Genomic DNA, 26,410 nt, shown 5'->3' on the forward strand with positions numbered 1-26,410 from the left:
GTACGCGAGAGCCCCGCCGGGTTGTCTCCGGCGGGGCTCTCGTGCTGCTGTCGTCAGCTCTGGCGGCGACTGCGTACCAACAGGTAGAGGAAGTACGGCGTGCCGATCACCGCGGTCATCAGACCGGCGCCGAGCTGGGCGGGTGCGATGACGGTTCGGCCCAACAGGTCGGCCATGCAGACGAGTACGGCGCCGAGGAGGACCGCGACCGGGACCACGCGCGCGTGCTGCCGGCCCACGAGGGCGCGGGCCGCGTGCGGGGCGACGAGGCCCACGAAGCCGATCGTGCCCGCGGCGGCGACGGCGGTGGCGCTGAGCAGCACGCTCAGCGCGAGGAAGCCGAGCCTGCCCCGCCCCAGGCTCAGGCCCAGGAGGCGCGGGGTGTCCTCGTCGAGGGAGACGAGGTCGAGCTCCGTACGCCGGGCGAACGCGGCGGCCACGCCGACGGCGAGGACGGCGGCGAGCGGCAGGACGTCGGGCATGGTCCGCCCGTAGGTCGAACCGGACAGCCAGGTGAGGGCCTTGGTCGCGTTGAACGGGTCGGTGAGCACGATGAGCAGGCTGATCAGCGCGGCCGATCCGGTGGCGACGCCGAAGCCGACGAGCACGAGCCGGTTCTGCTGGAATCCGCCGCGCGCCGCCAGTCCGAAGACGATGAGGGAGCTGACGGCGGCGCCCGCGAACGCGGCACCGGCCACGCCCCACGATCCGGCGAGCGGCACCGAGGTGACGAGGAGGACGGCGCCGAACGCCGCTCCGCCGGACACGCCGAGGGTGGCGGGCTCGGCGAGCGGGTTACGGGTCACGGCCTGGACCAGCGTGCCCGCGAGGGCGAGTGCCGCGCCCGCGAGGAGCGCCGCGAGGACCCGGGGGACGCGGGTGTCGAGGACGAAGGAGACGGTCCTGCCGGCGTTGCCCTGCGCCCAGTTCATGACGTCGCCGAGGAGCAGCTTGCTGTCGCCGAGGAGGACGGCGGCGATCATCACGCCGACGAGGCCCACCACCAGGACGGTCGTGGTGGTCAGGAAGACGGCCCGGCTCCTGATGCGCAGCTTGTCGACCGCGGCGGCTCCCGCGGTGTCGCGGACCCGGGTCGCCATGACGATCAGGAAGACGGCGCCGACCAGGCTGGTGACGACGCCGGTCGGCACGGCGACCGCCGTGTCCGCCGGGATGACGGCGCGCAGCAGTACGTCCGAGCCGAGGACGAGGGCGGCGCCGGCCAGACCGGCGATCGGCAGGGCGGCACGCGCGCGTGAGTAGGCGCGGAACCGGCGGACGAGGGGCCGGACGAGGGCGGGGGCGCACAGGCCGACGAAGCCGATCGGGCCGGCCAGCGTGACCGCCGCCGCGGAGAGCAGCGCGGCCAGCGCGACGGCCGTGACGCGGGTGGTCCGCACCGGGACGCCGAGGCCGCGGGCGGCGTCGTCGCCGAGCGCCAGGGCGTCGACCTTGCGGGAGACCAACAGCAGTCCGACCAGGCCGAGGAGGGCGATCGGCGCCATCTGCAGCACGCCGTCGAAGCCGTTCTGGGAGATGCTGCCCTGGTTCCAGGTGTAGAGGCCTTCCGTCTCCCGGGGGAAGAGCAGGAGCAGTCCCTCGGTGACGGCGGTGAGGCCGAGGGTGAGGGCGCTGCCGGCGAGCACGAGCCGGACGGTGCCTGCGCCGAGTCCGGAGAGTCCGAGGACGACGGCCGCCGCGGCGAGTCCGCCGGCGAAGGCGACGCCGGAGGAGGCGAGCAGCGGCAGGGAGAGCCCGCTCGCGGAGACGAGGCCGAGGGCCAGGTAGGAACCCGCGTTCACGCTGAGGGTGTCGGGCGAGGCGAGCACGTTGCGGCTGACGGCCTGGAGGGCGGCGCCCGCGAGGCCGAGCACGGCTCCGACGAGCAGGCCCGCGGTCATCCTCGGCAGGCGGGAGGCGACGACGACGGACGCGTCGGCCGGGTCGGCCTGCCCCGTGAACGCCTTCCAGACCTCGGACGCGCCGACGGCGGCGGTGCCCTGGGCGATGTCGACGAGCGCGAGGCCCGCGACGAGGAGGAGCAGGAGGGCCGTCACCGCGGCCGCGCCCGTCCGGGACGCGGCCGCCGACGGAAGGGTGGCGGAAGAAGGTGCGGTGACGGCCATCGGGGTTACTTCGTCAGCGCCTTGACGACGGAGTCGACGTACTGGTTCATCGACTCGGGGCCGCCGAACATCCAGATGCCGTCGGGCAGTCGGTGGACGTCGCCCTTCTTGACGAACGGCAGCGAGGTCCACACCTTGTCCTTGGCGAGGGCGCCCTGGAAGGGGTTGCTGCTCTCGTCGCCGTCGTTGCTGATGTGCGCGAACTGCACACCCTCGCCGAGCTTGGTGAGGCCCTCGACGTCGATTGTGCCGAGGCCGTAGGCCGGGTCGCCCTTGACCGTCCAGGCGTTCTTCAGACCGAGCTTCTCGTTGACGGCGCCGATGAGCGAACCGCTGGTGAAGGGCCGGATCTGGACCTGGTTGGAGACGAGGTAGCCGTCGGCGAAGGCGTACTTCGCGCCGCCGAGACCGGCGTCGGCGAGCGCCTTCCTGCCTTCCGCGAGCTTCGCCTCGAAGCCCTTCTTGAGCTCGTCGGCCTGCACGGTGGTGCCGGTGGCCTTGGCGATCGCGTCGAGGTTCTTCGTCATGCGGCCGATCGGGTCGGCGGCGTCCGCGGCCGTGAGGCTCAGGACCGGGGCGATCCCGCGCAGCTGCTTGACGGCGGCCGGCGGCAGGTCGCTGGTGGCGACGATGAGGTCGGGCTTGAGACCGGCGATGGTCTCGACGCTCGGCTCACCGCGGGTGCCGATGTCCTTGGGGTCGTTCTTCAGCGGAACCGCGCTGTCCCAGGTCTTGTAGCCCTTGACGTCGGCGACGCCGACGGGGTCGACACCGAGCGAGATGAGGCTCTCGACCACGTTCCACTCGGTTCCGACGACCTTCTTGGCGGGACCGTCGAGCTCCACCTTGGCGCCGGTGTCGTCGGTGAGCGTGATGGGCTCGGCCGACTTCTTGGCGTCGTCCTCGGCGGGTTCGGTCGTACCGCAGGCGGTCAGGGTGAGCGCCGCCGCGGTGGCGACCGCGGCGGTCAGGAGGAGGCGTCTCATGAGGTGGTGCTGAGCCTTTCGCTTCGCGTGTGGTGGCGGCCGATGGCGCGGGTGCGCAGCCGGCCTGTCGAGGGGTCGGTGTCGACCTCTATGCGGATGCCGTAGGTGTCCGTCAGGCGTTCCGCGGTGAGGACGTCCTCGGGGCGGCCCTCGGCGATGATCCGTCCCGCCCGGAGCAGGACGATCCGGTCGGCGACGGCCGCGGCCTGGTCGAGGTCGTGCAGGACGACGCCGACGGCGATGCCGTGGTCGTCGGCCAGGTCGCGGATCAGGTCGAGGAGTTCGATCTGGTACCGCAGGTCGAGGTAGGTGGTGGGTTCGTCGAGGAGGAGCACGCCGGTCTCCTGGGCGAGGCAGCCCGCGAGCCAGACGCGCTGGAGCTGGCCTCCGGAGAGGTGCTCGGCGCCTCGGTCGGCGAACTCCGCGACGCCCGTCATGGCGAGCGCACGGTCCACGGCGGCCCGGCCGCCCGGGTCCGCCTTGCCCCAGCGGCCCCGGTACGGGTAGCGGCCGAACTCGACCACGTCCCGTACGGTCAGCCCGCTGGGCGTGGGGCGACCCTGCGTCAGCAGGGCGACGTGCCGCGAGAACTCGCGGGGCGTCAGGGCCAGGCCGTCCGTGTCGGCGTCGAGGGTCAGGGTGGCGCTGCGGGGCCGCTGCAGCCGCGCGATCGTCCGCAGGAGCGTGGACTTCCCGCTGCCGTTCGGCCCGACCAGCACGGTCACGTCGCCGGGGCGCAGCGTCACGGACGCGCCGTGGACGACATCGACACCGTCGTAGGCGACGGTGACGTCTGTGGCCGACAGCGCATGACCGCGTACGGCCGACAGCGCCTGCCCGGGTACGGGCGAGGGCGCATGGCCGGCTACGGGCGACGGCGCATGGCGGGCTACGGGCGTGGCCTGCGGGCTCTCTTCACCAACTCTCACGTGGCGCAGGTTGGCCTAACCTAATTTCAGCTTGAACCAGGGCCCCAGACCAGACAGGGTCGGTCAATCCGCCCAGCTATCCGATCAGTTCCGGCGCGTTGTGGTCATCGGGGGGAGAACCCGCCGTCGCGGGCCGTCTGTGAGGCGAGGGCGCGTTCCCGCGTCCTTCTCGGAGCAGATGGAGAACGACTCAGATGACGGCGCCCTTCGAGTGGGCCGGGCTCGCCCCGGTTTTGACGAGCGTGGTGATCCCCGGACTCGCCGCCGCTGTGCACCTGTACCTGGACCGGCGACGGTCCCGGGGAGGCACCGAGCGGCCCGCCAGCCCCGCCACCGACCAGCGGGACGCGCCGGGTTCCTCGGAGAAGGAGCGCGCCCCGTGGTAGACGGCGAGACGCGGGAGGCACCGCGGGAAACAGCGCTCGCGGTGGACGACGGGGTCGGGCAGCGGCTCTACGACCACTACCCGGAGTTCCTGGACCGGGAGCCGCGCCTCCTGCGGCGCAAGAGCGACGACAAGCTGTCGCTGCAGGCCTGTCAGGACGTGGCGCAGGAGGCGTTCCTCCGGGTGGCGCGGAAGGCGGCGAAGGGGGAGCTGGACGAGAAGGTGAACGTCCAGGCCTATCTGCGGGCCGCCGCCTGGAACCTGGCCCGGGACCGGCTCCGCAGCGAGGGGAAGCTGGAGCTCGCGGGCGACGGGCTGACGGTCTCGTTGTCCTCGTTGTCCTCGTTGCCCTCGTTGCCCGAACAGCGGCAGGTGGTGGGCGAGTTCGATCCGCTGGAGGACCTGGTGCGGCCCGCCATCGAGGCGATGCCGCCGAGCCGGCGGCGCCAGATCGTACGGCTGCAGAGCCAGGGGCTCAGCGACGTCCAGATCGCGGCCTCGCTCGGCATGCGGGCCGACCGACTCCACCGGGAGCGACACAAGGCGGTGCGCGAACTGCGGGACGCGCTGGACGCGTTCATCCGCGACGAGCACCGGAAGACGACACGATGCTTGAAGAAGGACAGGTGACGGTTGTGAGCCGCTTCAACGAGGTCAGCGGCGGCCGCCCGGCGCCGGACGTCCCGGCCGGGCTCGTGGAACTGATGAACCGGCTCGCCGGGCCCCCGGACTTCTGGGACCGGCCCGACGGGGAGTTCGGCCCGCTCGCCGAGTCCTACGAGACGGGCCGGGAGGAACGTGAGCGGGCGAACTCGCTCTACCGGCTGGGCTCGAAGGCCCTCGGCCGGGACGAGCTGGCCAGTGCGGCGCAGTGGCTGGGCGAGGCCGCGGCCGTCGGCCACCCGGGGGCCCTGTTCCGGCTCGCCGTGGTCGCGCTGCGGGCCGGCGGGCAGTGGGCCGACGACGCGAGCTATCTCGTCGCCGAGGCCGCCCGGCACGGACACGGGGACGCGGGCCGGCTGCTGAGCGCGCTCGGCAACCGACGCCCCGCTGACGGCACGGCGACGCCCCGGTGCGAGGACCCCGAGTTCTTCGAGGAGGTCCGCACCCGGCTCGGCGTGCCCGAGCACCTGCTCGACGCGCGGACCGAGCCCCAGGCCACGCCCGAGGTTCCGGAGGAGCCGACCGTGGACCGAGGGGGCGGTGAACTGGACGAGCAGCCCCAGCTCTTCCTCGTACGCGCGCCCCAGGTACCGAGCGAGTACCGGCACGCACCCGAGGACGGCGCCGGGGCCGCGAGCAGCCGGCCACGGCTGACCGCGCTGCCGGGAGGGCAGGAGTCCGGCCTGGTGCTCCCGATCCCGCTGCTGCCCGCCGATGCCCCCACCCCCTCCACACCGCTGCCCGGCCGGCGCGGGGAGGAGCCCTGGTGGTCGGCGAACGCCCTGCGGCCCGCGATCCTCAACAACATGGCCAGGCGCCAGCTGTCCCCCGCCGTGATCCCGGCCCGCTGGCAGGCCACCCAGCGGGCCAGGGACCTGCTCCACCTGATCATGGGCGCGGGCGGCACGGACACCCGCACTCTCGCGCAGCGCGGCGGCATGTCCCTGAACGGCACGGCGCTGCTCCTGGAATGGCTCCGGGCCCAGGGTCTGGTCGTCACCGTCGTCGGCGTCCACCACCCCGGACCGGTCCTGGACCTGGTCACCCGACCCGACCCCGACCGGCTGCTGCTCAAGAACACCCTGGCCGGTCTGCGCGACGAGCTCGACGCCGCCGTCTATCTCAGCAGCTACACCGACGGCGAGATCCGTATCCACGAGGCCGCGCACAGCCCGACCGCCCCGCCCGTCGACGAGTGGGCGCCCTTCACCGACACCGGCCACGCCAGCGCCGTCGGCAAGAGCCTGCTCGCCCAGCTCGACTTCGACTCCCGCATGGACCACCTCACCCGCTACCCCTCGATCCAGCTGACCGACCGCACCATCACCAACCCCCGGGCCCTGATCGAGACCCTCGACGGACAGGGCCCGCACGCCGCCCAGTTCGACCTGCTCGAATACTCCAGGACGGAGGTGTGCGTCGCGTACTCGCTCGGACTGCCCGGCCGGGCGACGAGCGTCGCCCTGTCCCTGCCCGCGTACCGGCATCCCCGCCTCATCGCCGCCGCCCACTCCCTGAGCCGCCGTGCCACCGGCCTTCTCCTCGCCCAGCTCCTCACCGACGACCACCACCCCGCTGCCGACACCACGACCCCATGGACCGACACGACACCGGAACCACGCCGGGCCCTGCCCTGAGATTCGGCCGCTCCGGGCACGGGGAGGTACGCCATGCCCGGAGCGGCAACCGGTTGCCGGCGAGCCGGCAGCCGGTCAGGCGGTGTGGAGGGCCTTGCGGAGCGCGTCCACGGCCAGGGTGATCGCGGCCTCGGCGCCCTGCGTGCCGCGCAGCGCGTTGAGCATGACGAAGTCGTGGATGACGCCCTGGACACGGACGGCCGTGACCGGGACGCCGGCCGCGCGCAGCTTGTCCGCGTACGCCTCGCCCTCGTCGCGCAGCACGTCGGCCTCGGCGGTGATGACGACCGCCGGCGGCAGCCCGGTGAGCTGCTCGGTGGTGGCGCGGAGCGGGGACGCGGTGATCTGCGCGCGCTCCTCCTCGCTCGTCGTGTACTGGTCCCAGAACCACTTCATGCCGTCGCGGCGCAGGAAGTAGCCCTCGGCGAACTGGTGGTACGACACGGTGTCGAAGGCCGCGTCCGTCACCGGGTAGAACAGCACCTGCGCGGCCAGGTTCACGTCACCGCGGTCTTTCGCCATGAGCGTCAGCGCGGCCGACATGTTTCCGCCCACCGAGTCCCCTGCGACGGCGATCCGGGTCGCGTCGAGGCCGTGGTCCGCGCCCTGGCTCACGACCCACCGGGCCACCAGGTAGTTCTGCTCGATGGCGACCGGGTAGCGGACCTCGGGCGACAGGTCGTACTCGGGGAAGACGACAGCCGCGCGGGCGCCGACGGCCAGCTCGCGCACCAGGCGGTCGTGGGTGTGGGCGTTGCCGAAGACCCAGCCGGCGCCGTGGATGTAGACGACGACCGGCAGCGGGCCCTCCTGCCCGGCCGGGCGGACGATCCGGGCCCGGACGCGGCCCGTAGGCCCGCCCTCGACCGTCACCCACTCCTCGTCCACCTCCGGTTTCGCGACGTCGCCGGACTGCACCTCGTCGACCGCCTTGCGGCCCTCGCTCACCGGAAGTTGGTACAGGTACGGCCCCTGGGCCGTACCCACGGCCACCTCCGCCGCGGCCGGCTCCAGCACGGGCCGCTTCCTGCTCTGCTCGTCGTCCATCCCGAACTGCCTTTCCTCGTACGGACCCCACAACCGGGATCCTCGCGCGCTTCCTCGCCCACCTCACCGTCGGACACGCGGGCGATGACGTCGCATCCCCGGCGCGACGGGACCGGGCGGGGGCGGCCGACTGCCGTCCCCGCCCGGTCGTGTGTCGTTCGCGGGTGTCGCGTGTCGCTCCTAGCAGGGGCTCAGCCAGTAGACCCAGCCCCAGGGCGCGTGACGGTCCTCGCTGTAGCCGCCGGGCGAGGTCCAGCCGAGGTATCCGTTGACGTCGTAGAACTTCGCGTACAGGGTGGAGCGCTGGTTGTTGATCCAGGAGCCGGTACCCGACCAGTAGATGGGGACGGCGTAGTTGCAGGTGTAGAGGCGCAGCTCGTCGCCGGTGAAGTTCTCGCCCTTGTACGCGCACACATAGGTGTACGGGCAGCCGGCCGCCGCGGCACGGCTCGCGTTCTCGGCGCCGAGCTCACGCGCCTGCTTCTCCCCCGGCAGCGTGAGCAGCAGCGTGCCGCCGCCGGCCAGGGCGATCTCGTTCGCGGCCACCTGCGTTCCGGGCGTCTTGGCCAGGTAGGTGTCGACCCGGCCCTGCAGGCTCTTGGCCTGGGAGTTGCTCAGTCCGGCCGCCGTGGCCTGCGCCGAGAAGTCCGTACGGGCGCTCCCGCCGCCCGGGCCGGTGGTGGCGCCGGCCGCACTCGTGGTGGCCACGAGGGCGAGGAGCGCCATCATCAGCGCGATGACGGCCTTGCCGAGCGCGCTGGATCTGAACGTTTCCTGCTGTATCACTGAGTCACCTCTCCACATCTCTCTCCATCGACTTCTGGCACGGCCTCCGCACCGTGCCGAGCTCACTGTCCCGGGCGCGAGGGACCGAAGTCGTTGGCAGAGCGTGCTCGTTCCCTTGGCATCGAGCGCCGTCGGCGCGGCGCGGCCCACCGGAAGGGGTGTCGCGAGCGCCTGCGAGGCTGACCGACAAGGCGCTTCCCGGCGGGACTCCCCACGACCGAGCATGAGCGTGTCCATTTCAAACCGGGGGGTTCATGGTGCGCACGGGGGCAGTTGTCGCGAGTGCGGCGGGCGGAAGAGCGGACATGGAGGCGGTGGTCTCGGTCTCCACCCGCGCCGTCAGCGCGCGGGACGGTTTCGAGTGGTGGACCGGGATGGTCAGCGATGCGGTCATGCCGGTGTCGATCACCAGCGATCACGCCGACCGCTTCCGTGGCGCGGCGACCTCGCTGCGCCTGGGCCGCACCGAGGTGTCGGCGTTCGCCTTCTCGCCCATGTCGGCGCGGCGGTCCCCCGTCCAGATCCGGCGCGCGGACCCGGAGGACTACTTCCTCTTCCTCGTGCACGGCAGCCCGATCGCCCTGGAGCAGCGCCGTGGCACGGCCCTGCTCCACGCCGGGGACATGGCGCTCTTCGACTCCTCCCACCCCCTGGCCTGCGAGTTCCAGGACCATGGCAGACAGTCGCGGGTGACGCTGATACGGCTGCCGAGGGCGGCGCTGCCGTTACCCACGGACCGGGCGGACGGCCTGCTGGGCGCGGTCCTGTCCACCCGTACCGGCTCCGGGGCGCTGCTCAGGTCGTACCTGGCGGGGCTGCGGACGAACGCGGCAAACTGCTCCACGGACGAGTTACGGCGCCTGGGCGAGATCGGGCTCGACCTCTCCGTGGCGTTCCTGGCCGCGCGGCTCGACACCCCGGCCGCTCTGCTGCCGGCCGAGACCCGTCAGCAGGTGCTCCTGGCCCGGATCAACGCCTTCATCGACCACCATCTGTCCGACCCGGACCTGAGCCCCATCACGATCGCGGCGCACCACCACATCTCCGTACGCCACCTCCACACGCTCTTCCGGCAGCAGCCGGCGAGCGTCGGCGCCACGATCCACCGGCTCCGCCTCGAACGCGGCAGGGCCGACCTCGCCGACCCGAGGCTCCGTCACCGGCGGATCGGAGAGACCTCGGCGCGCTGGGGATTCCGGCATCCGGCGGACTTCAGCCGCGCCTTCCGCCGGGCGTACGGCATATCCCCCAGCGACTACCGCCACCTGGCCCTGCTCGCCCCGGGCCCGGCGCCGTTCCCGCGTTGACGGTCGGGCACAGGCTCCTCACCGGACCCCTGGCAGTCCGGGCAGCGCGTACCGAGGCAACACTCCGAGCACACCCGGCTGTTCACGAGAGCCCAGGCCCTCACAGGTGCGGCACGTGCCCCAGCCGTCACACGTGCCGCACAGCTGACGGCCGGTCCGCACGGTCCCCGACGTGGCCACGGGCGAGGGACGTTGCCATCGGGAGTGAATCCAGACATCGGGGGCCCTCCCCGAGATCCGTAGCGTGCGGCCCTCGGCGCCGACGCTCACCTCGTAGGGAACGCACCGACAGGCCTTCGCGGCTCACCCCCACCACCGAACCGGATACATCATCCGCATCTGCTATCGTCACCCCGAACGCCAAGCGGATGAACTATCCACATCAACGGAACGGCCCACGGAATGAATGCGACTGACACCCCGAAGCGGACAGCGGTGGTCACGGCGGGAACAGCCGGAATCGGTCTGGAGACCGCCCTGGGGCTGGCCGCGTCCGGGCTCGCGGTGACCGTCGTCGGACGGAACGCCGAGCGCGGCGCCCGCGCGGTCGAGCGGATCAACGCCACGGCACCGGCGTACCCGGCCCGGTTCCTGGCCACCGACCTCGCCTCGCTCGACGCGGTCCGCGCGCTCGCCGAGCGGATCGCCGCCGACGGCCCACTGGCGGTACTGGTCAACAACGTCGGGGCGATGTTCCCGGACCGGCGGGACTCGGTCGACGGGATCGAGGCGACCTTCGCCGTCAACCACCTCTCGCCGTACCTCCTGACCGAACTCCTGCTGCCCGCGCTGCGAGCCGGCGCGCCGAGCCGGATCGTCAACGTCACTTCGGGCGCGATCGGGGTCGCCAAGCGCGTCTTCGACACGGTCGAGCCGCCCGGCGGCTACTACGGCTTCCACTGGTACGGCCGCGCCAAGCTCGCCAACCTCGCCTACACGCTGGAGCTGGCCGACCGGCTCGACGGCTCGGGCGTCTCGGTCTTCGCGGCTGACCCGGGCGGCGCCGCGACCGACATGACCGACGGCACGTTGAACGACCCGAAGATCGTCTCACCGGGGCTGCGGCTGATCTGGCCGCTGGTCCGGCGGAGGTTCGAGCGCTCGACCTCGGGTCCGGCGTCGGTGGCGGCCAGGCCGTCGGTCTTCGCGGCGACCGACGGCTCGCTGACCGGCCGTACGGGCGTCATGGTCGGCCCACGGGCGCAACCCGTCGCCCCCTTCCGCGCGGCGACGGATCCCCGCGTCGCCGAAGCCGTGCGCCGCCTCAGCGAGCACCTCGCACCGCTCACGGCCGTGTGACGGCACCGAGGAAGCGGCAGGCTCATCCGGCGTGCCCGTCGCACCCGTCACCCCGGCAAGCCGGATGAGCTATCCAGTTAGACTTCTCCCATGTCGACCGCTCCCCTGCGCAAGGACGCCGCCCGCAACTGGGAACGGATCGTCGCCGTGGCCCGCGACCTCGTCGACGAGGGCATCCCCCTCCAGCTCAACGACGTCGCGCGCCGCGCCGGCATGGGCGTGGGCACGGTCTACCGTCACTTCCCCACCCCCGAGGCGCTCCTGGAGACCGTCGCCACGCCCGCCCTGGAGGCGCTGACCGCCCACGGCGAACAGGCGCTGACCGAGGACGATCCGTGGCGCGCGCTCACCGGCTTTCTGACCCGCACGATCGAGGCGCAGGTCACCGACGCGTCCCTGACCACGGTCACGGCCGCGCACACGGACGCCCTGGCACGCACCACCGAGCTGAAGGGGACGCTGCGGTCGGTCGGCGGCCGCCTGTTCGAACGGGCCCGTGCGGCCGGGGTCGTACGCCCCGACCTGACCTCCGGCGACCTCGTCCCGCTCATGTGCGGAGTCGCCTACGCCGCGAACGTCCACAGCGCTCCCGCCGCCCGCACCGAGACCGCCCGCCGCTATCTGACCACGCTCCTTGAGGGCGTACGCGCCCGCTCGGGCGCCGACGCCACGTAGCCGAGCACGCGTGATCGTTCCGGACAGAGGGGGCGGCGGGCACCGGCCGGTGGGGATGCGCGAGCGCGTGATGATGTACGGCGGGACTTCGACGACCGGTCCCCGCACCGGCGCCGGATTCCGTGTAGCGGCCCGCCTCCGGCCGAACCCGCGCACACCATGGCCATGAGCCGGAAGGAGACGCCCGCGTGACCGAACCGATCCGGGTCCTCGTCGCCGACGACCAGCCTCTGCTCCGAGGCGGTTTCCGGGTGCTCATCGACGCGTACGTGTACGGGCCGCTGCGGGCCGGCGCGGCGGGGTTCCTCCTCAAGGACGCCTCGTGAACGCCGACAGCGGGAGTACGACAGGTACCGCACGCACGGCAAGTACCGCACGCGGGCGGAAGCTGGGGCCGCGGTTCGGGCGGTTGTGGGCCGCGTACGCCGTCAGCACGTACGGCACCTCGCTCGGGTTCGGCCCGGTGGCGACCGTGCTGACCGACGCCGTCAGCTATCTGCTCTCGGCCCTGGGCGTCCGCTCGATCGGCGGGACGGAACCGGAACCGCCACGTCCCACCGGCCCGAAGCTGTGCGGACGCGATCTGTTCGAGGGGTGGCGGCACATCCGTGGCCACCCCACGCTGCGCCCGCTGTTCCTCAACGCGATCACGGTCAACGGCCTGATCATGGCCACCGAGCCGCTGCTCGCCCTCCTCCTGCTGCGCGATCTCGGCTTGGCGCCCTGGCAGTACGGTCTCGTGTTCGCGGTCCCCTGCATCGGCGGCCTCGTCGGCTCACGTCTCGCGCACCGGCTCGTGACCCGGTTCGGGCGGCACAGGGTGCTCCGCACCGCCGGAACGCTGCGCGCGTGCTGGCCGCTGGGGCTGGCCTTCGCCCAGCCCGGCGTCCCGGGGATCGTCCTCATCATGGTCCTCCAGTTCGGCCTGGTGACCTGCTGCGGTCTGTTCAACCCGGTCCTTGCCACCTACCGGCTCACCCACAGCGACCCCGACCGGCTCGCCCGCACCCTTGCCGCCTGGTCGGTCAGCGGCAGCGCCGCCATCGCGGCCCTGACCGCCGGCTGGGGTCTGCTGGCCGCCCTCACCGGTCCCCGCATCGCGCTCGCGGCCGCCGGGGTCCTCCTCCTGGCCACTCCCCTGCTCCTCCCGCGCCGCGAGATCGCGCCGCCGCGGACGGGCGAAGAGGTGCCGGGCTCGGGGAGCGCGCTGTCACGGTGAGCGGTCCCCTCGCCGTCAGCCGGTGCTGCCCTTCCAGAACCCGCAGTTCTGCTCCCAGGCCCCGAGACCTCTACGTCAACAGGTTGCCCTGACATCCATCTGGAGAGTGGTCCCGGTTGCCCCCAAGATCCGCCGCGCTCGAGGGTTCTGACCGTTCTGACCTGCTACAACACCATGCGCCCCTCCTGCGGGGCCGGTTGACCGCACATCATCTGCGGCCCGGAACAGAAGGACGCCATCATGGCTGCCGACCGGCCTGACGACGAGGAACCGGCCCGCGCGTTGGGCCGTGCGCCGCGCGACCTCCAGCGGCGCTCGGGATGCACACTGCGCTCTCTCGAAACGAGTGTGCGCATCAGCGACTCGTCGCTGTCCCGGTACTTCCGCGGCACCACCGTGCCCCCGTGGGCGACGGTGCGCGACCTGTGCAAGGCCCTCGACGGCGACCCGGCCGACTTCCGGCATCTGTGGGAGGCCGCGGACCGGAGCCAGCGGGGGCCGGTCCAGGGCACCGGCCTCAAGGAGGTGAACCCGGAGGTGACGGAGCCCCGCCGCGCCGTCACCTCCTGACCGGCTGTCACACGGTCTGGGCCGTGGCAGGCTCGGCGCTCGGCTTCGTCCTCGGAGCCACGACCGTCGCTCTCCTCCAGCCGTGGTCCCCGGCCCCCGGCGCCGCGACTCCGACGCCCCGTGCGCGGCGCGTCCGCCGCGAGCACCAACCCCAGGGAGAACCCCCACGCGGGCGGCATCCACTGCAAGTGGGACACGGAGAACGCCAACTGGGCCGGCTGCCGCAACAAGGTCTCGGACATCTGGAACAACGGATACCCGGGCCCCGAAGAGGACGTGAAGGTCTTCTACGGCGTGGACTGGACCGGCTCGTGGGTCTGCCTCCACCAGGGCCACTCCATTCACGACCTCGGCCTCTCCGGCCTGAGGTTCTTCGGCGAAGGCGCGGGCAAGGGCGAACTCGTCAACGACAAGGTCTCGTCGCACCAGTGGGTCGACGCCTGCTGACGTCACCCCCATCGGCGCCGGCCCGACGGGCCACCCCCACCGGGCCGGCGCCCTCGTCCGCCGGGGACGGTCGAATCGGCGGGCGGCCACCCGAAGGTGTCCTCCCTCCTGCATTCGCCGGACCCCCGTCCGTTCGGCGGTCTACCGTGCGGCGGACAGGCCGCGCCGTCCGCCGCGCGGTCACGTGAGGAGGCAATCTGTGTCATCGCCCTGCGACCCCCGGTACGCCCCCGTCGGCGACGTGGATGCGGCGCTCATGATGATCGACTCCCGGCTCAAGGCCATCTACGACGGCAGAACCAAGAGCGACCCCGAAGCGCAGGAGTTGGTCGACCAGTTCGCCGCGTCCCTGGGCCCCAAGGGAGCCCGCGACGTGCTCGACGGCGCGTGCACGCTCGTCTTCATGTTCATGAGCTGGTTGCGTGCGGCGTACGAGGACCACGAGAGGGACGTCATCGAGTACGTGGTGCCCGACCTCGTGGCCATGCTGCGCGCGATGCCCAAGAGCGTCCGCCCCGAGGCCATCCCGACCATGGCGGCCCTGGTCATCGCGGCGGGCACCGGCCTGAGCCCCAGCCTGTGGCGCAAGCAGTACGGGAGCTGGACCAGCACCGAGATGAACCCCCTGGAAGCCACGGTCTTCCTGCTCGCGGAGCACATCAACAGACTCACCGACGACCAGGACTTCGCCACCCGCCTGATCACCACAGCCCTGGCCGGCGCGGGGGACGACGACTGATCACCGGTCGGCCCGGGCACCGTCAGGCGTGACGGTGCCCGGTGCCCGGACCAGGGCCCGGACGGAGCTACGCGGCGGGCTGCTGCTGGGTGACGCAGTGGATGCCGCCGCCGCCCGTGCCCAGGCGGTCGATGTCGAGCTGTTCGATGACGCGGTCCGGGTAGAGGCGGGCCAGGGTCGCCCTCGCCGCCGCGTCCGCCTTCGTATCGCCGAAGTGGGCGCTGATGACGGCGTCGTTGCAGAGGTAGAAGTTGGCGTAGGAGGCCAGGAAGTCCCGGTTGGTGGAGCGGATCCTGTCGTAGTCCGGGCCCTGGAGGCGCATCGCGTCCATGGGGAGACCGGTGGCGGTCGTCGGGGTGGACAGGATGCTGTACTGCTGGCGGGCGTCTCGGGCATAGGCGTCCGTGTCCGTGGCGAGGGGCATCTGGACCAGCGCCTCCCCCGGGGCCAGGAAGCGGGACGTGGCGTCCACGTGGTCGTCGGTGATGTCCTGGCCGCGGACGCCGTCGAACCAGATCACCTTGGAGGCGCCGTACGCGGCGCACATCGCCGCCTCGATCTGACGCTCCGACATTCCGGGGTTCCGGTTGCGGTTCACCAGGCTGCTGCGGGTGGCCATCAGCGTTCCGGCGCCGTCCTGCTCCACCGCGCCTCCCTCGCCCACCAGGTCGGCGCGGCTGAACGGGACGCCGACCCAGGCGGCGATCCGCCCGGCCACCAGGGCGTCCTTGGCGTGGGCCTGCTTGTTGCCCCAGCCGTTGAAGTTGAGGCCCACGGCGTCCAGGCCGCCGGCACCGTCGGTACGGAAGACCGGCCCGCTGTCACGCGTCCAGCAGTCGTCGACGGGGATGGACGTGATGACAGTGACCGACGAGCCGCACATCGAGCGGGCCTTGGCGGCGCTGCCGGGGTTGGCGCACATGACGACAGGTTCGTACTTCGCGACCGTACGGGCGATCAGGGCGATGTCCGCCTGGACTCCGCTCAGTTTGCCGCCCCAGATGGACGTGCTGTCCGGCCAGGCCATCCACGTACGGGTGTGGCGGACGTCCTCGACCGGGACGCGGAACGTACCGGCGGCGGCGGATGCACGGGCGAAACCCTGGGTGGTGGTGGCCAGGGCGGCGCCTGCGGCGGTCACTCCGGCCGCGACCAGGAAACCTCGTCTGTTCAGGGCTCGGGTCACTTCTGCCTCCTGTGTGGGGGTTCCTGCGAGGACTGCGCGGACGACAGCTCCTGGCGGGCCGCCGCGATCCGGTCCGGGTTCCAGCCGGGGCGCGGTACGGAGTCCGGGGCCGCAAGCCGCGTCCCGTAGGCGGCGGCCCGGTCGAAGTCGAGCCGGGGGTTGGCCTCGAAGAAGTGGAAGTGCGAGGTGACGCTGACCGGGACCGTGGCCGTGTTGTGCACTCTGAGCGTGACGACCGGTTCGGGCCCTGGATCGACCTCCGGGCCGGGCAGTACGGCGCCGGGGGCGTCGTCGTTCCGGTCCTGGGCCGCCCCGAAGGGCTCGGCGATGGCGGCGAGCCGGGTGCCGTCGTCGAAGACGGCCTCGACCTGGATCTCGGTGACCACGTCGACGACGCCGGGCAGCACGTCGTCCGGGCTCAGGACCGACCGGCCCCGCTCGATCGCGGCGGCCAGGCGGAGCCCGTCACGGGCGGCCTCGCAGACCGTGTCCGCGATGAACGCGGTCGCCTCGGCGACGTTGAGCCGTAGACCGCGCGCATGGCGGGCCCGGGCGAGTTCGGCGGCGGTGAACAGCAACAGGCGGTCCCGCTCGGTGGGTGTCAGCGGCATGGGTGCTTCCTTCTCCCCTGCGATGGTGGCCACACTGTGGCGCTGACTGAAATTTCAGTCAACAGATGGGGCGCGCCTCACCGTGGCTCTGCGCAGGGGAGAGAGCGGCGGGGCTCCCGGAACGCTCCCGGAACCTGACCTACGGCTGCCGCAGCCGGGCCAGCTCCACCTCGACGGCTTCCGACATGAGCGTGCGCGCGTGGTCGATCGCGAGGCCGCCACTCAGCCAGCGCATGCTCAGGCCCTCCAGCAGAGCCGTGAGCCGTTCGGCCGCCGCGGCGAGCGCGACCGCCGGCGCCATCGGCTGCACCTGGCCCAGGAGCGCGGCCACCTCCTGCACCCACACCAGGGTCGCCCGGGCGAGGTCCTCGCGCAGGACGGGATCGAAGACGGCACTCGCCCGCAGCTCGCCCCAGGCCGTGCTGTTCTCCCGTACCTCCGGGGTCTCCTGGAGCTCCAGGAGCAGAACCTGGTCGAGCTCCTCGCGGGGGCTCGGCGGCTCCGCCTCGCCGCCCTGCGCCGTGGTGTACCGCTCGGCGCGGTCGTTGATGAACTCCAACGTGTGGCGGAGGATGCCGGTGCGGTCCTTGAAGTGGTAGTAGATCAGACCGGTGGAGACCCCGGCCTCTTCGGCCAGTTCCTCCACGCGGAGCCCGCGGACCCCGCGCCGGGCGATCACCCGGGCTGCCGCTTCCAGGATCTGAGTACTGCGAGATGCCATGTCACGAACCCTATCCGGATCGTCGGCCGCGCCGTCGGCCAGACTGCGTGTTGACTGAAGTTTCAGTCAATATGCGTGCGTGCATGCGAGTCAGCCGAGGAGCAGAGGAGTGCAGGTGAAGGACCGAAAGACGGCGATCCTCAAGGCCGCCGCGCGAGTGATCGCCCACCACGGGGTACGCGGCCTGCGGGTGGAGGAGCTGGCCGCCGAGGCGCACGTCTCCAAGCCCCTCGTCTACTACCACTTCGGCGACCGCGCCGGCCTGCTGCGCCACACACTGCGCTTCATCGGCGACCGCGCGGAGCGGTACACCGCAGCGCAGGATGCGGCTGCCGAGGACCCGGCCCAGGAGCTTCAGCACAGGCTCCTCCTCGAACTGCGCGACACCCCCGAGGTGCGCGAGAACAGCACGGCCTGGGGCGAGCTGCGGGCCAGTGCCGTCTTCGAACCGGAGCTACGGGAGGAGCTGGCACGGGCGAGCCATGAATGGGTCCGGGAGATCGCGGACCTGCTCGGCCGCGTCGATCCGACGGCCCCCGCCCCGGCCCTCGTCTGCGCGGCCGAGCGACTGACCGTCCTCCTGGAGGGCCTCAGCACCCGCTGGCTCATCGGGCTGGTGCCCGCGGGACACGCCGCGGAGCTGATGCGGGGCGCGATCGAGGCGGAGGTTGAGGGCCTGGACCTGGGCTCGCTGGAGCCGCGCACCGCGTGCGCCGTGACTGTCGTAGCCGTATGAGTCACCGAGCAGCTTGACTGAAACTTCAGTCAGTGTCACAGTGATATCCACGGCCACCCCCACTCACGCCACCGGCCTCCGCCGTCTCCACGGCCGCCACCCGCGTGAAGCCACGGCCCGCGATTTCGCCCGCGCCGCGTCACCGCGATCCGCCTGCCGCCTGCCGCCTGCCGCCTGCCGCCTGCCGCCTGCCGCCGCCGGATAGTCTCGCCAGCCCACGATCGGAGCACACTGTGTCCCACCTCCTCCCCTCCCGCCGTACCGCCTTGCGCGCCTTCGCCGGAATCGGCGCCGCCCTCGGCCTCGGCGCCACCGCCTGCGGACCCCAGCAGTCCGCCGCCGGGGGGACGGCCACCGCCCCCGCCCGCACCGCGGCCCCGGACGGCGAGCGCCGCCTCGGCGCCGAGTGGGAGAGCCACACCCGTACGTTCATGTCCTGGCCCGCGCTCGCTTCCGTCTGGGAGGACGACCTGCCCTACGTACGGGAGGACATCGCCCGCATCGCACGGGCCGTCGGGGAGTACGAGGCGGTCGTGATGATGGCCCGCCCGGAACAGGTGGCGGCGGCCCAGCGGGCCTGCGGCAGTCAGGTCGAGGTCATCCCGCTCGCCGTCGACGACCTGTGGACCCGCGACACCGTCCCCGTCTTCGTCGAGGAGGGCGGTGAGGTGGTCGGAGTCGACTTCAACTTCAACGGCTGGGGCAACAAGCAGGAGCACACCAACGACGCCCAGGTGGGCCGCAAGCTGCTCGCCAAGTACGGCGTCCCCCGCGAACAGGCACCGCTCGTCGCCGAGGGAGGCTCCTTCGAGACCGACGGCGAGGGCACTCTCCTCATCACCGAGAGCTCGATCGTCAACGACAACCGGAACCGCGGGAAGAGCCGGGACCAGATCGAGGACGAGCTCGTCGAGACCCTCGGCATGGAGAAGGTGATCTGGCTGGCGGGCGTCCGCGGCGAGGACATCACGGACGCGCACGTGGACAGCCTCGTGCGCTTCGTCGCGCCCGGCGTGGTCCTGCTCGACCAGGCGTTCCCCGGTACGCCCCCGGACTCCTGGTCCCGCTCGGCCGACCAGGCCCGGTCGGTGCTCGGCAAGGCGACCGACGCGCGGGGCCGGCGCTTCGAGATCATCGACCTGTCTCAGCCCGACCCCGACCGGATCACCGGCGAGGGCGACGACTTCCTGTCCACGTACGCCAACTTCTACGTCGCCAACGACTCGGTGTTCCTGCCGAAGTTCGGCGACCGGAAGTCCGACGCGCGGGCGAAGGCCATCCTCCAGGAGCACTTCCCGCAGCGGGACATCGTCCAGGTGCAGATCGACACCATCGCCTCGGGCGGCGGCGGAATCCACTGCGCCACCCACGATCAGCCCGGCAAGCCCGCCGCCTGACCGCGCCGAGCACACACCCCAAGTCAGAACCGCACGGGTAGCGCGACCATCCCACGAGCCCGCATCGACGGCCGCCACCGGTGGTCCTCACGACGATGCCGACAACTTTGCGACGTTCGCGGCCGGCGGCAGCCCGGTGAGGAAGGTGCGGATCTCGTCGGCCTCGGGGACGGCGAGGGCGGTGTAGAGGTCAAGAGCCTGTCGGGCGTGGTCGTGGGCGAGGTCGATGCGGCCGAGGTCGCGGTGGACGCGCGCCAGGCCGTCATGGGCGCGGGCCTGCTCGGGGCGGTAGCTGAACTCGCGGGCGAGGGTCAGAGCGCTGTCGTGTTCGGTCGCGGCCTGGGTGAGGTCGCCCATGGAACGGGCGGCTTCCGCAAGGGCGTTGAGAGACTCGGCCTCGTCTCCGGGGAAGTCGAACCTGCGGCTCAGCTCCAGGGCCTGGTGGTGATGGCGCCGGGCCTCGTCGTAGCGGCCCTGCCGTTGGTACAGCAGCCCGATGTTGTTCAGCACGACGGTCTCGCCGATGCGGGATCCCGTCTCGCGGTGCACGTGCAGCGCTTGCCGGTGGTGCTCGTGGGCGTCCTCGTACCGTCCTTGGCGTTCGTGGACGATGCCGAGGTCGGTCATGCATCTTGCTTCGCCACCGCGGTCGCCGAGCTCGCGGAAGAGTACGAGGGCCTGCGCGCAGTGGTCGTGGGCCTGGTCGTATTCCCGTCGCCGTGTGGAGACGGCGCCGAGGGCCTGCAGTGCGCCGGCCGCTGCGCCCTGGTCGCCGATCCCCCGCGAAAGGTCCAGGGCGTGCCGGTAGTGCTCGGCCGCCTGCTCGTAGGCGCCGTGCCACCAGAAGTGCACCTGGCCGAGATCGATGAGCGTGCGGGCTTCGGCGGCTGTGTCGCCGCTCCGGCGAGCGGCTCGTAGTGCCAGGCCGCTGAGGACCAGCGCGTCGGCCTGGTGGGCGTGGCCCAGCAGATAGCGGTGCAAGGTGGCGGCCAGTTGGCTGGTGTGCGGGAGCCAGTCGTGCTCGGCCGCGTACTGGCCGGTCGCCATGAGGTTCGCGCGTTCGCTGTCCAGCCAGGTGATCGCCTCGGCCTCGTCCTGTGGGGGCGACGAGGCCGGGGTGTCCGGCGCGGGGATGCGTGGCCTGCGGCCCTTGCCCTGGGGGTAGAGGTGGTCGATGGCCGTGCTCGCGGTGTGGAGATAGTGGTGGAACAGTCGGCCGAGGGCCTCGCGCCGGGCGTTGGGGGGTTCCTCGGCGGCCGCGGTGGCGAGGGCGTGTTCGCGCAGCAGGTCGTGGAAGGTGTAGCGACCGAGCTGGTGCTGGGACAGGACGTGGGCGTCCAGGAGGTCTTCCAGGAGCGTCTCGGCCTCGTCGAGCGGAAGGTCGGCCAGCGCCGATGCCGCCTCGGGGCTGACATCGCGGCCCGGTTGGAGCCCCAGGAGCCGGAACATGCGTTGCTGATCCGGAGTCAGCTGCTCGTAGGACAGCGTGAACGCCGCTGCCACTCCTCGCTCCGAGGTGGCCAGCTCGGAGAGTCTGCGGCGCTGGTCGCGGAGCCTGTCGGCCAGATACGCGACGGTCCACCGGGGGCGATGGTGCAGGCGGGCGGCGGCGATGCGGACGGCCAGCGGCAGGAATCCGCACAACTGCAGGACATCGAGGACGGCCAGGGGTTCGGCGGCCGCCCGTTCGCCGACGATCGCCGTGAACAACTCCACGGCGTCCGCGGCGGGCAGCACGTCCAGGGAGAGGGCGTGGGCCCCGTCCAGGTCGGTCAGCCGTCGGCGACTGGTGATCAGGACGAGGGCGCGGGAGGCCCCGGGCAACAACGGGCGTACCTGGTCGGCGCCGAGGGCGTTGTCCAGTACGGCCAGCACCCGACGGCCGGAGAGTTCGGACCGCCACAGCGCCGCGCGATCGGCGACCGACGCGGGTATCTGCTGGGCGGGCAGGCCGAGTTGGCCCAGGAGGATCTCGAGCGCGGCACCGGCGTCGAGCGGTGCCTGACCGGCGGTGTGCGCCTGCAGGTCGACGAAGAGCTGTCCGTCCGGGAACTGGTCCGCGAGGCGGTGCCCCGCGTGGACCGCGAGCGTCGTCTTGCCGACCCCGGCCATCCCGTCGATCGCCGAAATCGTCACGACACCGCCGTTGTTGCCCGACCACAGGCGGATCAGCCCGTCGAGCTCACCTTCGCGTCCGGTGAAGTCCGGGACGTCGTAAGGCAGGAAGTTGCTCCCCTGCGGCTTCGTCGGCGCGGTGACCGGCGGCCGCAGATCGGGGGCGTCCCGCAGGATGTCCTGTTCGAGCTTGCTGAACGCGTGGCCGGGGTCCAGTCCCTGCTGTTCGGCCAGGGTCGCCCGCAAGGTTCTTGCCACGTCCAACGCGTCGGTCTGGCGTCCGGCGCGGTGCAGGGCGAGCATCAGCTGGCAGCAGAGCCGTTCCCGCAAGGGGTTGGCCGCCGCGTGTGCGGACAGCTCGTCGATGAGGTCGTCGTGCCGTCCCCGGGCCAGTTCCAGCTCGGCCAGCCGCTCGACGGCGGTCAGCAGCTGCCCGTTCAGACGTGCTCTGGCGCTCTGGACGTAATGGGCGGTGATGTCGGCCAGCGGCTCTCCCCGCCACAGCGCCAGCGCGGCACGTATCTGGTCCGCGCTGTCCCCCGGGTCGTCAGAGACGGCCGGTGCCTTGGCGATCAGGCTGGTGAACTCGTCCAGATCGAGTTGTCCTGGCTCGGGGTTGATCACGTACCCGGCCGGCCGCGTGGCCAGCATCCGGTCGGCTTCTGAAGCGCGCAGCATCCGTCGGATCGCGGCGATCGTGGTCTGGATCTGCGCGCGGGCGGAATCCGGCGGCAGCGGCCCCCACATCGCGTCGATCAGGCGGTCCGTACTGATCACGACCCCGGCATGCAGCAACAGGTAGGCGAGCACCGCGCGATGACGGGGCGCCAGGCCGGGCGCGTCCGAACCGGGAGCCACGGCCTCCACCGGGCCGAGGATCGTGAACCGCATGCCGTCACTCCAGGGGTCGCCATCGCGTGCATCGAAGAAGCATCGGGAATGTATCAAGATCAACCTGCATGGTTACCGGCATGTCAGCACTCCACACCGTTGAACCGGAGATCGCGAGCGGTGAAGCCGCCGCTCTGTTCACCGCCACGCACCAGGCCCTGGGGGTCATCCCCAACCTGGCCAGGGTGATGGCCAACAGCCCGGCCGTACTGAAGGGTTACGTGGGCGTCGTCACCGCCCTGAGCGCGGAGGGAACCCTGTCGGCGGACGTGCGCGAGAGCATCGCGTTGCTGGTGGCGCAGGAGAACGGGTCCGACTACTGCCTGTCCGTACATGCGTTCCGCGGGACCAAGATGGCCGGGCTGAGTACGGCCGAGGCCACCCGCGCACGCCGGGGCAAGGCCGACGACCCCTGGGCCGCCGCAGTCCTGGATCTGGCCGCCGTGATGGTCCGTGACCGCGGAACCGTTACCGACGAGCTGCTGGCCGCGACCCGGCGCGCCGGCCTGTCCGACGGGCAGATCGTCGAGGTCGTCGCCCATGTCGCCCTCAACGTGTTCACCAACTACCTCGCCACGGCCGCCCGTGTCGACATCGACTGGCCGCTCGTGCGGCACACCGACTGAAAGAACGACGAGTGCACGCCCTCGCGCCATCCCGACGTACGACCGACTCGACCACGAAGGCCAACACCGTGCCCACATCAGTACACCTCAATCCGCTCCAGGACGTTTCGGCCGCCGAGGCCCTCGCGTGGCATCAGGTGGTCGCCGCCTCGACGGCCCACGACCTGCCCGGCTCACCGACCCCCGACCCCGGACAGATCCACGCCCAGCTCACCAAGCCCGCTCTGGGCAGCCGCCGGCTGACCTGGCTGGCCACCGGTGCGGACGGCGTCCCGGTCGGCGTCGCCGGCCTGCGGCTGTTCACCTCCGCGGGCCAGGAACACCTGGCCGAACTGGAACTCCACGTCGACCCCGCGCACCGCCGCCTGGGCACCGGCTCCCGCCTGCTGTCGGCGGTCGTGGCAGCCTGCCGCGCCGAGGGCCGGCGCAGCCTGATCGTCGCGGCCGCGGCCGACAGCCCGGGCGAGGCCTTCAGCGAACGGTCGGGCTTCCGCAGGGCACTGACCCTGGATCACCTCATGCTGCGCTTCGACGAGATGGACGCGGCCGGTCTGCGCCGGATCGCCGACGCCGAGCACCCCGGCTACCGGCTGACCGGCTGGACCGGAACGGTGCCCGACGACCTCGCCGACGCCTTCGCCGCGGCCAAGAACGCGATGAACGACATGCCCGTCGGAGACCTGGACTACGGCAACGTGGCCTGGGACGCCGACCGCGTCCGCGCCATGGGCAAGGTGGTCGCCGACCGCGGGGACACCCTGCTGACCATCGCCGCCGTCCACGACGACGGCACCATGGCCGGCTACACCGAGATCCTGCTCCCCCGGGGCGCGGCGCCGCGCGCCCAGCAGTACGACACGGCGGTCGTGCCCGGACACCGCGGCCACGGGCTGGGGTTGTGGGTCAAGGCCGCCATGGTGCGGCGGCTGCGCGCCGAGCACGCCGGTGTCGTCGAGATCGAGACGGACAACGCCGACGACAACGTCCACATGCTGGCCGTCAACCACCAACTGGGGTTCCGCTCCTACCGGCGCACGCGCGAGTTCCAGCTCGACGTGCCCGCCGCCTGATCCCCGTTCCCGCACTCATTTCCCTGTCCAAGGAGCACGGCCCCTTCACTCCGACAGTCTTCGCCCCCGTCAGCACACGATCCTTCGACTCCGGACTCGGCATCACCCACTTCGAAAAGGTGCTCTCATGAACGTCTCCGCCTCCACCCTCTCCCTGACCGTCGCCGACGTGGACGCCTCCCGCGACTTCCTCCGCACCCACCTCGGCTACCAGGTGGCCATGGCCGACGACGGCTTCGCCTCCCTGACCCGCGGGGACGCCGCCGTCGACGTCGTCCTGCTCCGCCGAGGTACGGACGTCCTCCCGCCCGAGCAGCGCGACCAGCGGGCGGCCGGCCTGATCCTGGCCCTCACCGTCACCGACCTCGCGGCGGAGGAGGCCCGGCTGCGCGCGGCCGGCGCCCCCATCACCATGCCCCTGCGCGAAGAGCCCTGGGGCGAGCGGCTGTTCCAGATGACCGACCCCAACGGAGTCGTCGTCCAGCTCGTCGAATGGGCGGCAGCCCCCGACGCCGATCCGGCCGACAACGACGAGAGCGCCGCCGTGGTCGTGATCACTCCCTCCACCGAACACGTCACCGCCTCCCCGAACGCAACCATGACCGGCCTGGCCGCCCCCAGCCGCGGCAGCACCGAACTCAGCACCTGGACGGTCACGATGGACGCCGGAGCCACCGGCCCCGAGCACTCCATCAGCCGCGAACAGGTCTGGACGGTCACGGCAGGCTCGCTCGACGTGACCTGCGACGGCCGTACGGAGAAGGTCGTGGCCGGTCAGACCCTGATCCTGCCGCCGGACCTGGTCCGCCGGATCCACGCCCCGGAACAGGCCGAGGCCCACGTCTCCATGCGCGCCGACGGGGTCGCCTCCGTTCCCGGCACCCAGGGCACCCGTGAACTGCCCTGGGCTCAGTGACTCAGGAGACACAGCTGATCGCTCCCACTGGATCCTTCGCCACGGGGTCGTACCTGAGGACGGTCGGCCTGGCCAAGAAACCACGGAATCAGGAGATTCACGAAATGCGTGTGCTGTTGATGGCCTACGGATCGCGCGGCGACATCGCGCCGCTGGCAGGACTCGCGGCGCAGTTGCGGAATCTGGGCGCGGAGGTACGCGTGTGCGCACCGCCGGACGAGGAGTTCGCGGAACTGCTGGCCGGTGTCGGCGCGGAACTGGTGCCCTTCGGACGGGACGTGCGCGCGCTGCGGACGGGAGCGCCGCCGTCGGACGCGGCCGCGTTCGCGGCCGAGCTGGTCGCCGCGCACTTCGAAACGGTCGGCAAGGCGGCCGAGGGCTGTGACGTGCTGGTGGCGAGCGGTCTGATGCCGGCCGGCGCGCGCTCGGTGGCCGAGAAGCTGGGCATCCGCTACGTGTACGCGGGCTTCCACCCGTTCGAGATGCCCTCCGCGCACTACCGACCGTCGCCGCGGCCCGGCCCGCCGGTTCCGCCCGACATGACCGACAACCAGGCCCTGTGGGACCTGGACGCCCAGAAGGTCAACGCCCTTTACCTCCAGCCCCTCAACGCCCACCGCGCGGCGATCGGCCTCGCGCCGGTGGACGACGTCCGCGACCACGTCTTCACCGAACGGCCGTGGCTGGCGGTGGACCCGGTCCTGGGCCCGTGGCAGCAACTGACCAACCTCGACCTCGTGCAGACCGGCGCGTGGATCCTGCCCGACGAACGCCCCCTGCCCGCCGATCTGGAGGCGTTCCTGGACGCCGGCACCCCACCGGTGTACGTGGGCTTCGGCAGCATGCCCATGAGCACAGCCGCCGACGTCGCCCGGACAACCGTCGAGGCGGCCCGCGCGCAGAACCGCCGCGTGCTCGTCTCCCGCGGGTGGGCAGACCTTGGCCTGGTGGACGACGCGGAGGACTGCTTCGCCGTCGGCGACGTCAACCACCAGTTCCTGTTCCGCCGGGTCGCGGCCGTCGTGCACCACGGCGGCGCGGGCACCACGACCACCGCCGCCCGAGCCGGTGCACCCCAGGTGGTGGTGCCCCAGTTCGTGGACCAGCCGCACTGGGCCACCCGCGTGGCCGAACTGGGCATCGGCGCGGCGCACGACGGCCCGACCCCGACCTTCGAGTCCCTGTCGGCCGCACTCAGGACGGCACTGACCCCCGAGACGGAGGCACGGGCGAAGGCCGTGGCCGGCACGATCCGCACCGACGGGACGGCGGTGGCCGCGAAGCTGCTCCTCGACACGGACCATGCTGCGCCGATGAGCCGCGAAC

24 protein-coding genes and 2 pseudogenes are annotated in these 26,410 nt (G+C 72.0%); 17 read left to right on the forward strand and 9 right to left on the reverse strand.

Annotated features, from left to right (window positions below):
• Positions 1 to 53 precede the first annotated feature (53 nt).
• Genes Q5762_RS02280 through Q5762_RS02290 form a run of 3 tightly spaced genes read right to left on the reverse strand, consistent with a single transcriptional unit; the run spans position 54 to position 3,942 of the window.
• Positions 54 to 2,126, reverse strand: a complete 2,073-nt coding sequence (locus Q5762_RS02280; protein WP_315890168.1) for an iron ABC transporter permease — start codon at positions 2,124 to 2,126, stop codon at positions 54 to 56.
• 5 nt (positions 2,127 to 2,131) lie between these two features.
• Positions 2,132 to 3,112, reverse strand: coding sequence for an iron-siderophore ABC transporter substrate-binding protein (locus Q5762_RS02285; RefSeq protein ID WP_315890169.1), 981 nt, complete (start codon positions 3,110 to 3,112; stop codon positions 2,132 to 2,134).
• Positions 3,109 to 3,942, reverse strand: coding sequence for an ABC transporter ATP-binding protein (locus Q5762_RS02290; RefSeq protein ID WP_315890255.1), 834 nt, complete (start codon positions 3,940 to 3,942; stop codon positions 3,109 to 3,111). Before Q5762_RS02290 ends, Q5762_RS02285 begins: the two co-directional genes overlap by 4 nt.
• Before the next feature lie 293 nt (positions 3,943 to 4,235).
• Between Q5762_RS02290 and Q5762_RS02295 the strand changes: the two genes are divergently transcribed.
• From Q5762_RS02295 to Q5762_RS02305, 3 genes are read left to right on the forward strand one after another with little or no spacing between them, the layout of a single operon-like run.
• A complete protein-coding gene (locus tag Q5762_RS02295) occupies positions 4,236 to 4,427 on the forward strand; it encodes a hypothetical protein (RefSeq protein WP_315890170.1) in 192 nt (63 codons plus the stop codon).
• Positions 4,421 to 5,056: a sigma-70 family RNA polymerase sigma factor gene (locus Q5762_RS02300; protein WP_315890171.1), complete on the forward strand. Its 636-nt coding sequence runs from the start codon at positions 4,421 to 4,423 to the stop codon at positions 5,054 to 5,056. The genes Q5762_RS02295 and Q5762_RS02300 overlap by 7 nt, the downstream gene beginning before the upstream one ends.
• The gene (locus Q5762_RS02305; RefSeq protein WP_315890172.1) at positions 5,053 to 6,726 is read left to right on the forward strand and encodes an IclR family transcriptional regulator C-terminal domain-containing protein; all 1,674 of its coding nucleotides are present in this window, start codon (positions 5,053 to 5,055) and stop codon (positions 6,724 to 6,726) included. The genes Q5762_RS02300 and Q5762_RS02305 overlap by 4 nt, the downstream gene beginning before the upstream one ends.
• A gap of 75 nt (positions 6,727 to 6,801) precedes the next feature.
• On the opposite strand, the gene Q5762_RS02310 is transcribed toward Q5762_RS02305, so the two are convergent.
• Together Q5762_RS02310 and Q5762_RS02315 are read right to left on the reverse strand one after the other, a co-directional pair.
• A complete protein-coding gene (locus Q5762_RS02310; RefSeq protein ID WP_315890173.1) occupies positions 6,802 to 7,773 on the reverse strand; it encodes an alpha/beta hydrolase in 972 nt (323 codons plus the stop codon).
• Positions 7,774 to 7,953: 180 nt separating this feature from the next.
• A complete protein-coding gene (locus Q5762_RS02315) occupies positions 7,954 to 8,559 on the reverse strand; it encodes a peptidase inhibitor family I36 protein (protein WP_315890174.1) in 606 nt (201 codons plus the stop codon).
• Positions 8,560 to 8,864: 305 nt separating this feature from the next.
• Here Q5762_RS02315 and Q5762_RS02320 point away from each other — a divergent pair, with 305 nt between their 5' ends.
• The 8 genes and pseudogenes from Q5762_RS02320 to Q5762_RS02360 all read left to right on the forward strand — a co-directional run bounded on the left by Q5762_RS02320 (position 8,865) and on the right by Q5762_RS02360 (position 14,815).
• On the forward strand, positions 8,865 to 9,866 hold the full coding sequence (locus tag Q5762_RS02320; protein WP_315890175.1) for a helix-turn-helix domain-containing protein: 1,002 nt from the start codon (positions 8,865 to 8,867) through the stop codon (positions 9,864 to 9,866).
• Positions 9,867 to 10,268: 402 nt separating this feature from the next.
• The gene (locus tag Q5762_RS02325) at positions 10,269 to 11,165 is read left to right on the forward strand and encodes an SDR family NAD(P)-dependent oxidoreductase (RefSeq protein ID WP_315890176.1); all 897 of its coding nucleotides are present in this window, start codon (positions 10,269 to 10,271) and stop codon (positions 11,163 to 11,165) included.
• A gap of 90 nt (positions 11,166 to 11,255) precedes the next feature.
• Complete coding sequence (locus Q5762_RS02330) at positions 11,256 to 11,840, forward strand: helix-turn-helix domain-containing protein (protein ID WP_315890177.1); 585 nt, start codon at positions 11,256 to 11,258, stop codon at positions 11,838 to 11,840.
• Positions 11,841 to 12,028: 188 nt separating this feature from the next.
• Positions 12,029 to 12,166: a hypothetical protein gene (locus tag Q5762_RS02340; protein WP_315890178.1), complete on the forward strand. Its 138-nt coding sequence runs from the start codon at positions 12,029 to 12,031 to the stop codon at positions 12,164 to 12,166.
• A pseudogene (locus Q5762_RS02345) lies at positions 12,106 to 13,059 on the forward strand (MFS transporter); the annotation flags it as partial. The gene Q5762_RS02340 and the pseudogene Q5762_RS02345, both read left to right, overlap by 61 nt.
• Positions 13,060 to 13,299: 240 nt before the next feature.
• On the forward strand, positions 13,300 to 13,629 hold the full coding sequence (locus tag Q5762_RS02350; RefSeq protein WP_315890179.1) for a helix-turn-helix transcriptional regulator: 330 nt from the start codon (positions 13,300 to 13,302) through the stop codon (positions 13,627 to 13,629).
• 120 nt (positions 13,630 to 13,749) lie between these two features.
• Complete coding sequence (locus Q5762_RS02355; protein WP_315890180.1) at positions 13,750 to 14,076, forward strand: hypothetical protein; 327 nt, start codon at positions 13,750 to 13,752, stop codon at positions 14,074 to 14,076.
• 199 nt (positions 14,077 to 14,275) lie between these two features.
• Positions 14,276 to 14,815: a hypothetical protein gene (locus Q5762_RS02360; RefSeq protein WP_315890181.1), complete on the forward strand. Its 540-nt coding sequence runs from the start codon at positions 14,276 to 14,278 to the stop codon at positions 14,813 to 14,815.
• Between the two features lie 67 nt (positions 14,816 to 14,882).
• Here Q5762_RS02360 and Q5762_RS02365 read toward each other — a convergent pair whose 3' ends face one another.
• From Q5762_RS02365 to Q5762_RS02375, 3 genes are all read right to left on the reverse strand, one after another.
• Entirely contained in the window at positions 14,883 to 16,001 is a 1,119-nt protein-coding gene (locus tag Q5762_RS02365; RefSeq protein ID WP_315890182.1) for an agmatine deiminase family protein, read from the reverse strand.
• Complete coding sequence (gene ureA / locus Q5762_RS02370) at positions 15,998 to 16,612, reverse strand: urease subunit gamma (RefSeq protein ID WP_315890183.1); 615 nt, start codon at positions 16,610 to 16,612, stop codon at positions 15,998 to 16,000. The genes Q5762_RS02365 and ureA overlap by 4 nt, the downstream gene beginning before the upstream one ends.
• Before the next feature lie 139 nt (positions 16,613 to 16,751).
• Positions 16,752 to 17,333: a helix-turn-helix domain-containing protein gene (locus Q5762_RS02375; RefSeq protein WP_315890184.1), complete on the reverse strand. Its 582-nt coding sequence runs from the start codon at positions 17,331 to 17,333 to the stop codon at positions 16,752 to 16,754.
• 115 nt (positions 17,334 to 17,448) lie between these two features.
• Between Q5762_RS02375 and Q5762_RS02380 the strand changes: the two genes are divergently transcribed.
• Both Q5762_RS02380 and Q5762_RS02385 read left to right on the forward strand, forming a co-directional pair.
• Entirely contained in the window at positions 17,449 to 18,069 is a 621-nt protein-coding gene (locus tag Q5762_RS02380; protein ID WP_315890185.1) for a TetR/AcrR family transcriptional regulator, read from the forward strand.
• Between the two features lie 233 nt (positions 18,070 to 18,302).
• Entirely contained in the window at positions 18,303 to 19,466 is a 1,164-nt protein-coding gene (locus tag Q5762_RS02385; protein WP_315890186.1) for an agmatine deiminase family protein, read from the forward strand.
• Positions 19,467 to 19,553: 87 nt separating this feature from the next.
• Here Q5762_RS02385 and Q5762_RS02390 read toward each other — a convergent pair whose 3' ends face one another.
• On the reverse strand, positions 19,554 to 22,472 hold the full coding sequence (locus tag Q5762_RS02390; RefSeq protein ID WP_315890187.1) for a BTAD domain-containing putative transcriptional regulator: 2,919 nt from the start codon (positions 22,470 to 22,472) through the stop codon (positions 19,554 to 19,556).
• 80 nt (positions 22,473 to 22,552) lie between these two features.
• Here Q5762_RS02390 and Q5762_RS02395 point away from each other — a divergent pair, with 80 nt between their 5' ends.
• From Q5762_RS02395 to Q5762_RS02410, 4 genes and pseudogenes are all read left to right on the forward strand, one after another.
• Entirely contained in the window at positions 22,553 to 23,098 is a 546-nt protein-coding gene (locus Q5762_RS02395) for a carboxymuconolactone decarboxylase family protein (protein ID WP_315890188.1), read from the forward strand.
• A gap of 68 nt (positions 23,099 to 23,166) precedes the next feature.
• Positions 23,167 to 24,168: a GNAT family N-acetyltransferase gene (locus tag Q5762_RS02400; RefSeq protein ID WP_315890189.1), complete on the forward strand. Its 1,002-nt coding sequence runs from the start codon at positions 23,167 to 23,169 to the stop codon at positions 24,166 to 24,168.
• A gap of 127 nt (positions 24,169 to 24,295) precedes the next feature.
• Entirely contained in the window at positions 24,296 to 25,084 is a 789-nt protein-coding gene (locus Q5762_RS02405; protein ID WP_315890190.1) for a VOC family protein, read from the forward strand.
• Positions 25,085 to 25,188: 104 nt separating this feature from the next.
• Positions 25,189 to 26,379: pseudogene (locus Q5762_RS02410) on the forward strand (glycosyltransferase); the annotation flags it as partial.
• Positions 26,380 to 26,410 lie beyond the last annotated feature (31 nt).

It is taken from the genome of Streptomyces sp. P9(2023) (assembly GCF_032436795.1).
In the GTDB taxonomy this organism is placed as follows: domain Bacteria; phylum Actinomycetota; class Actinomycetes; order Streptomycetales; family Streptomycetaceae; genus Streptomyces.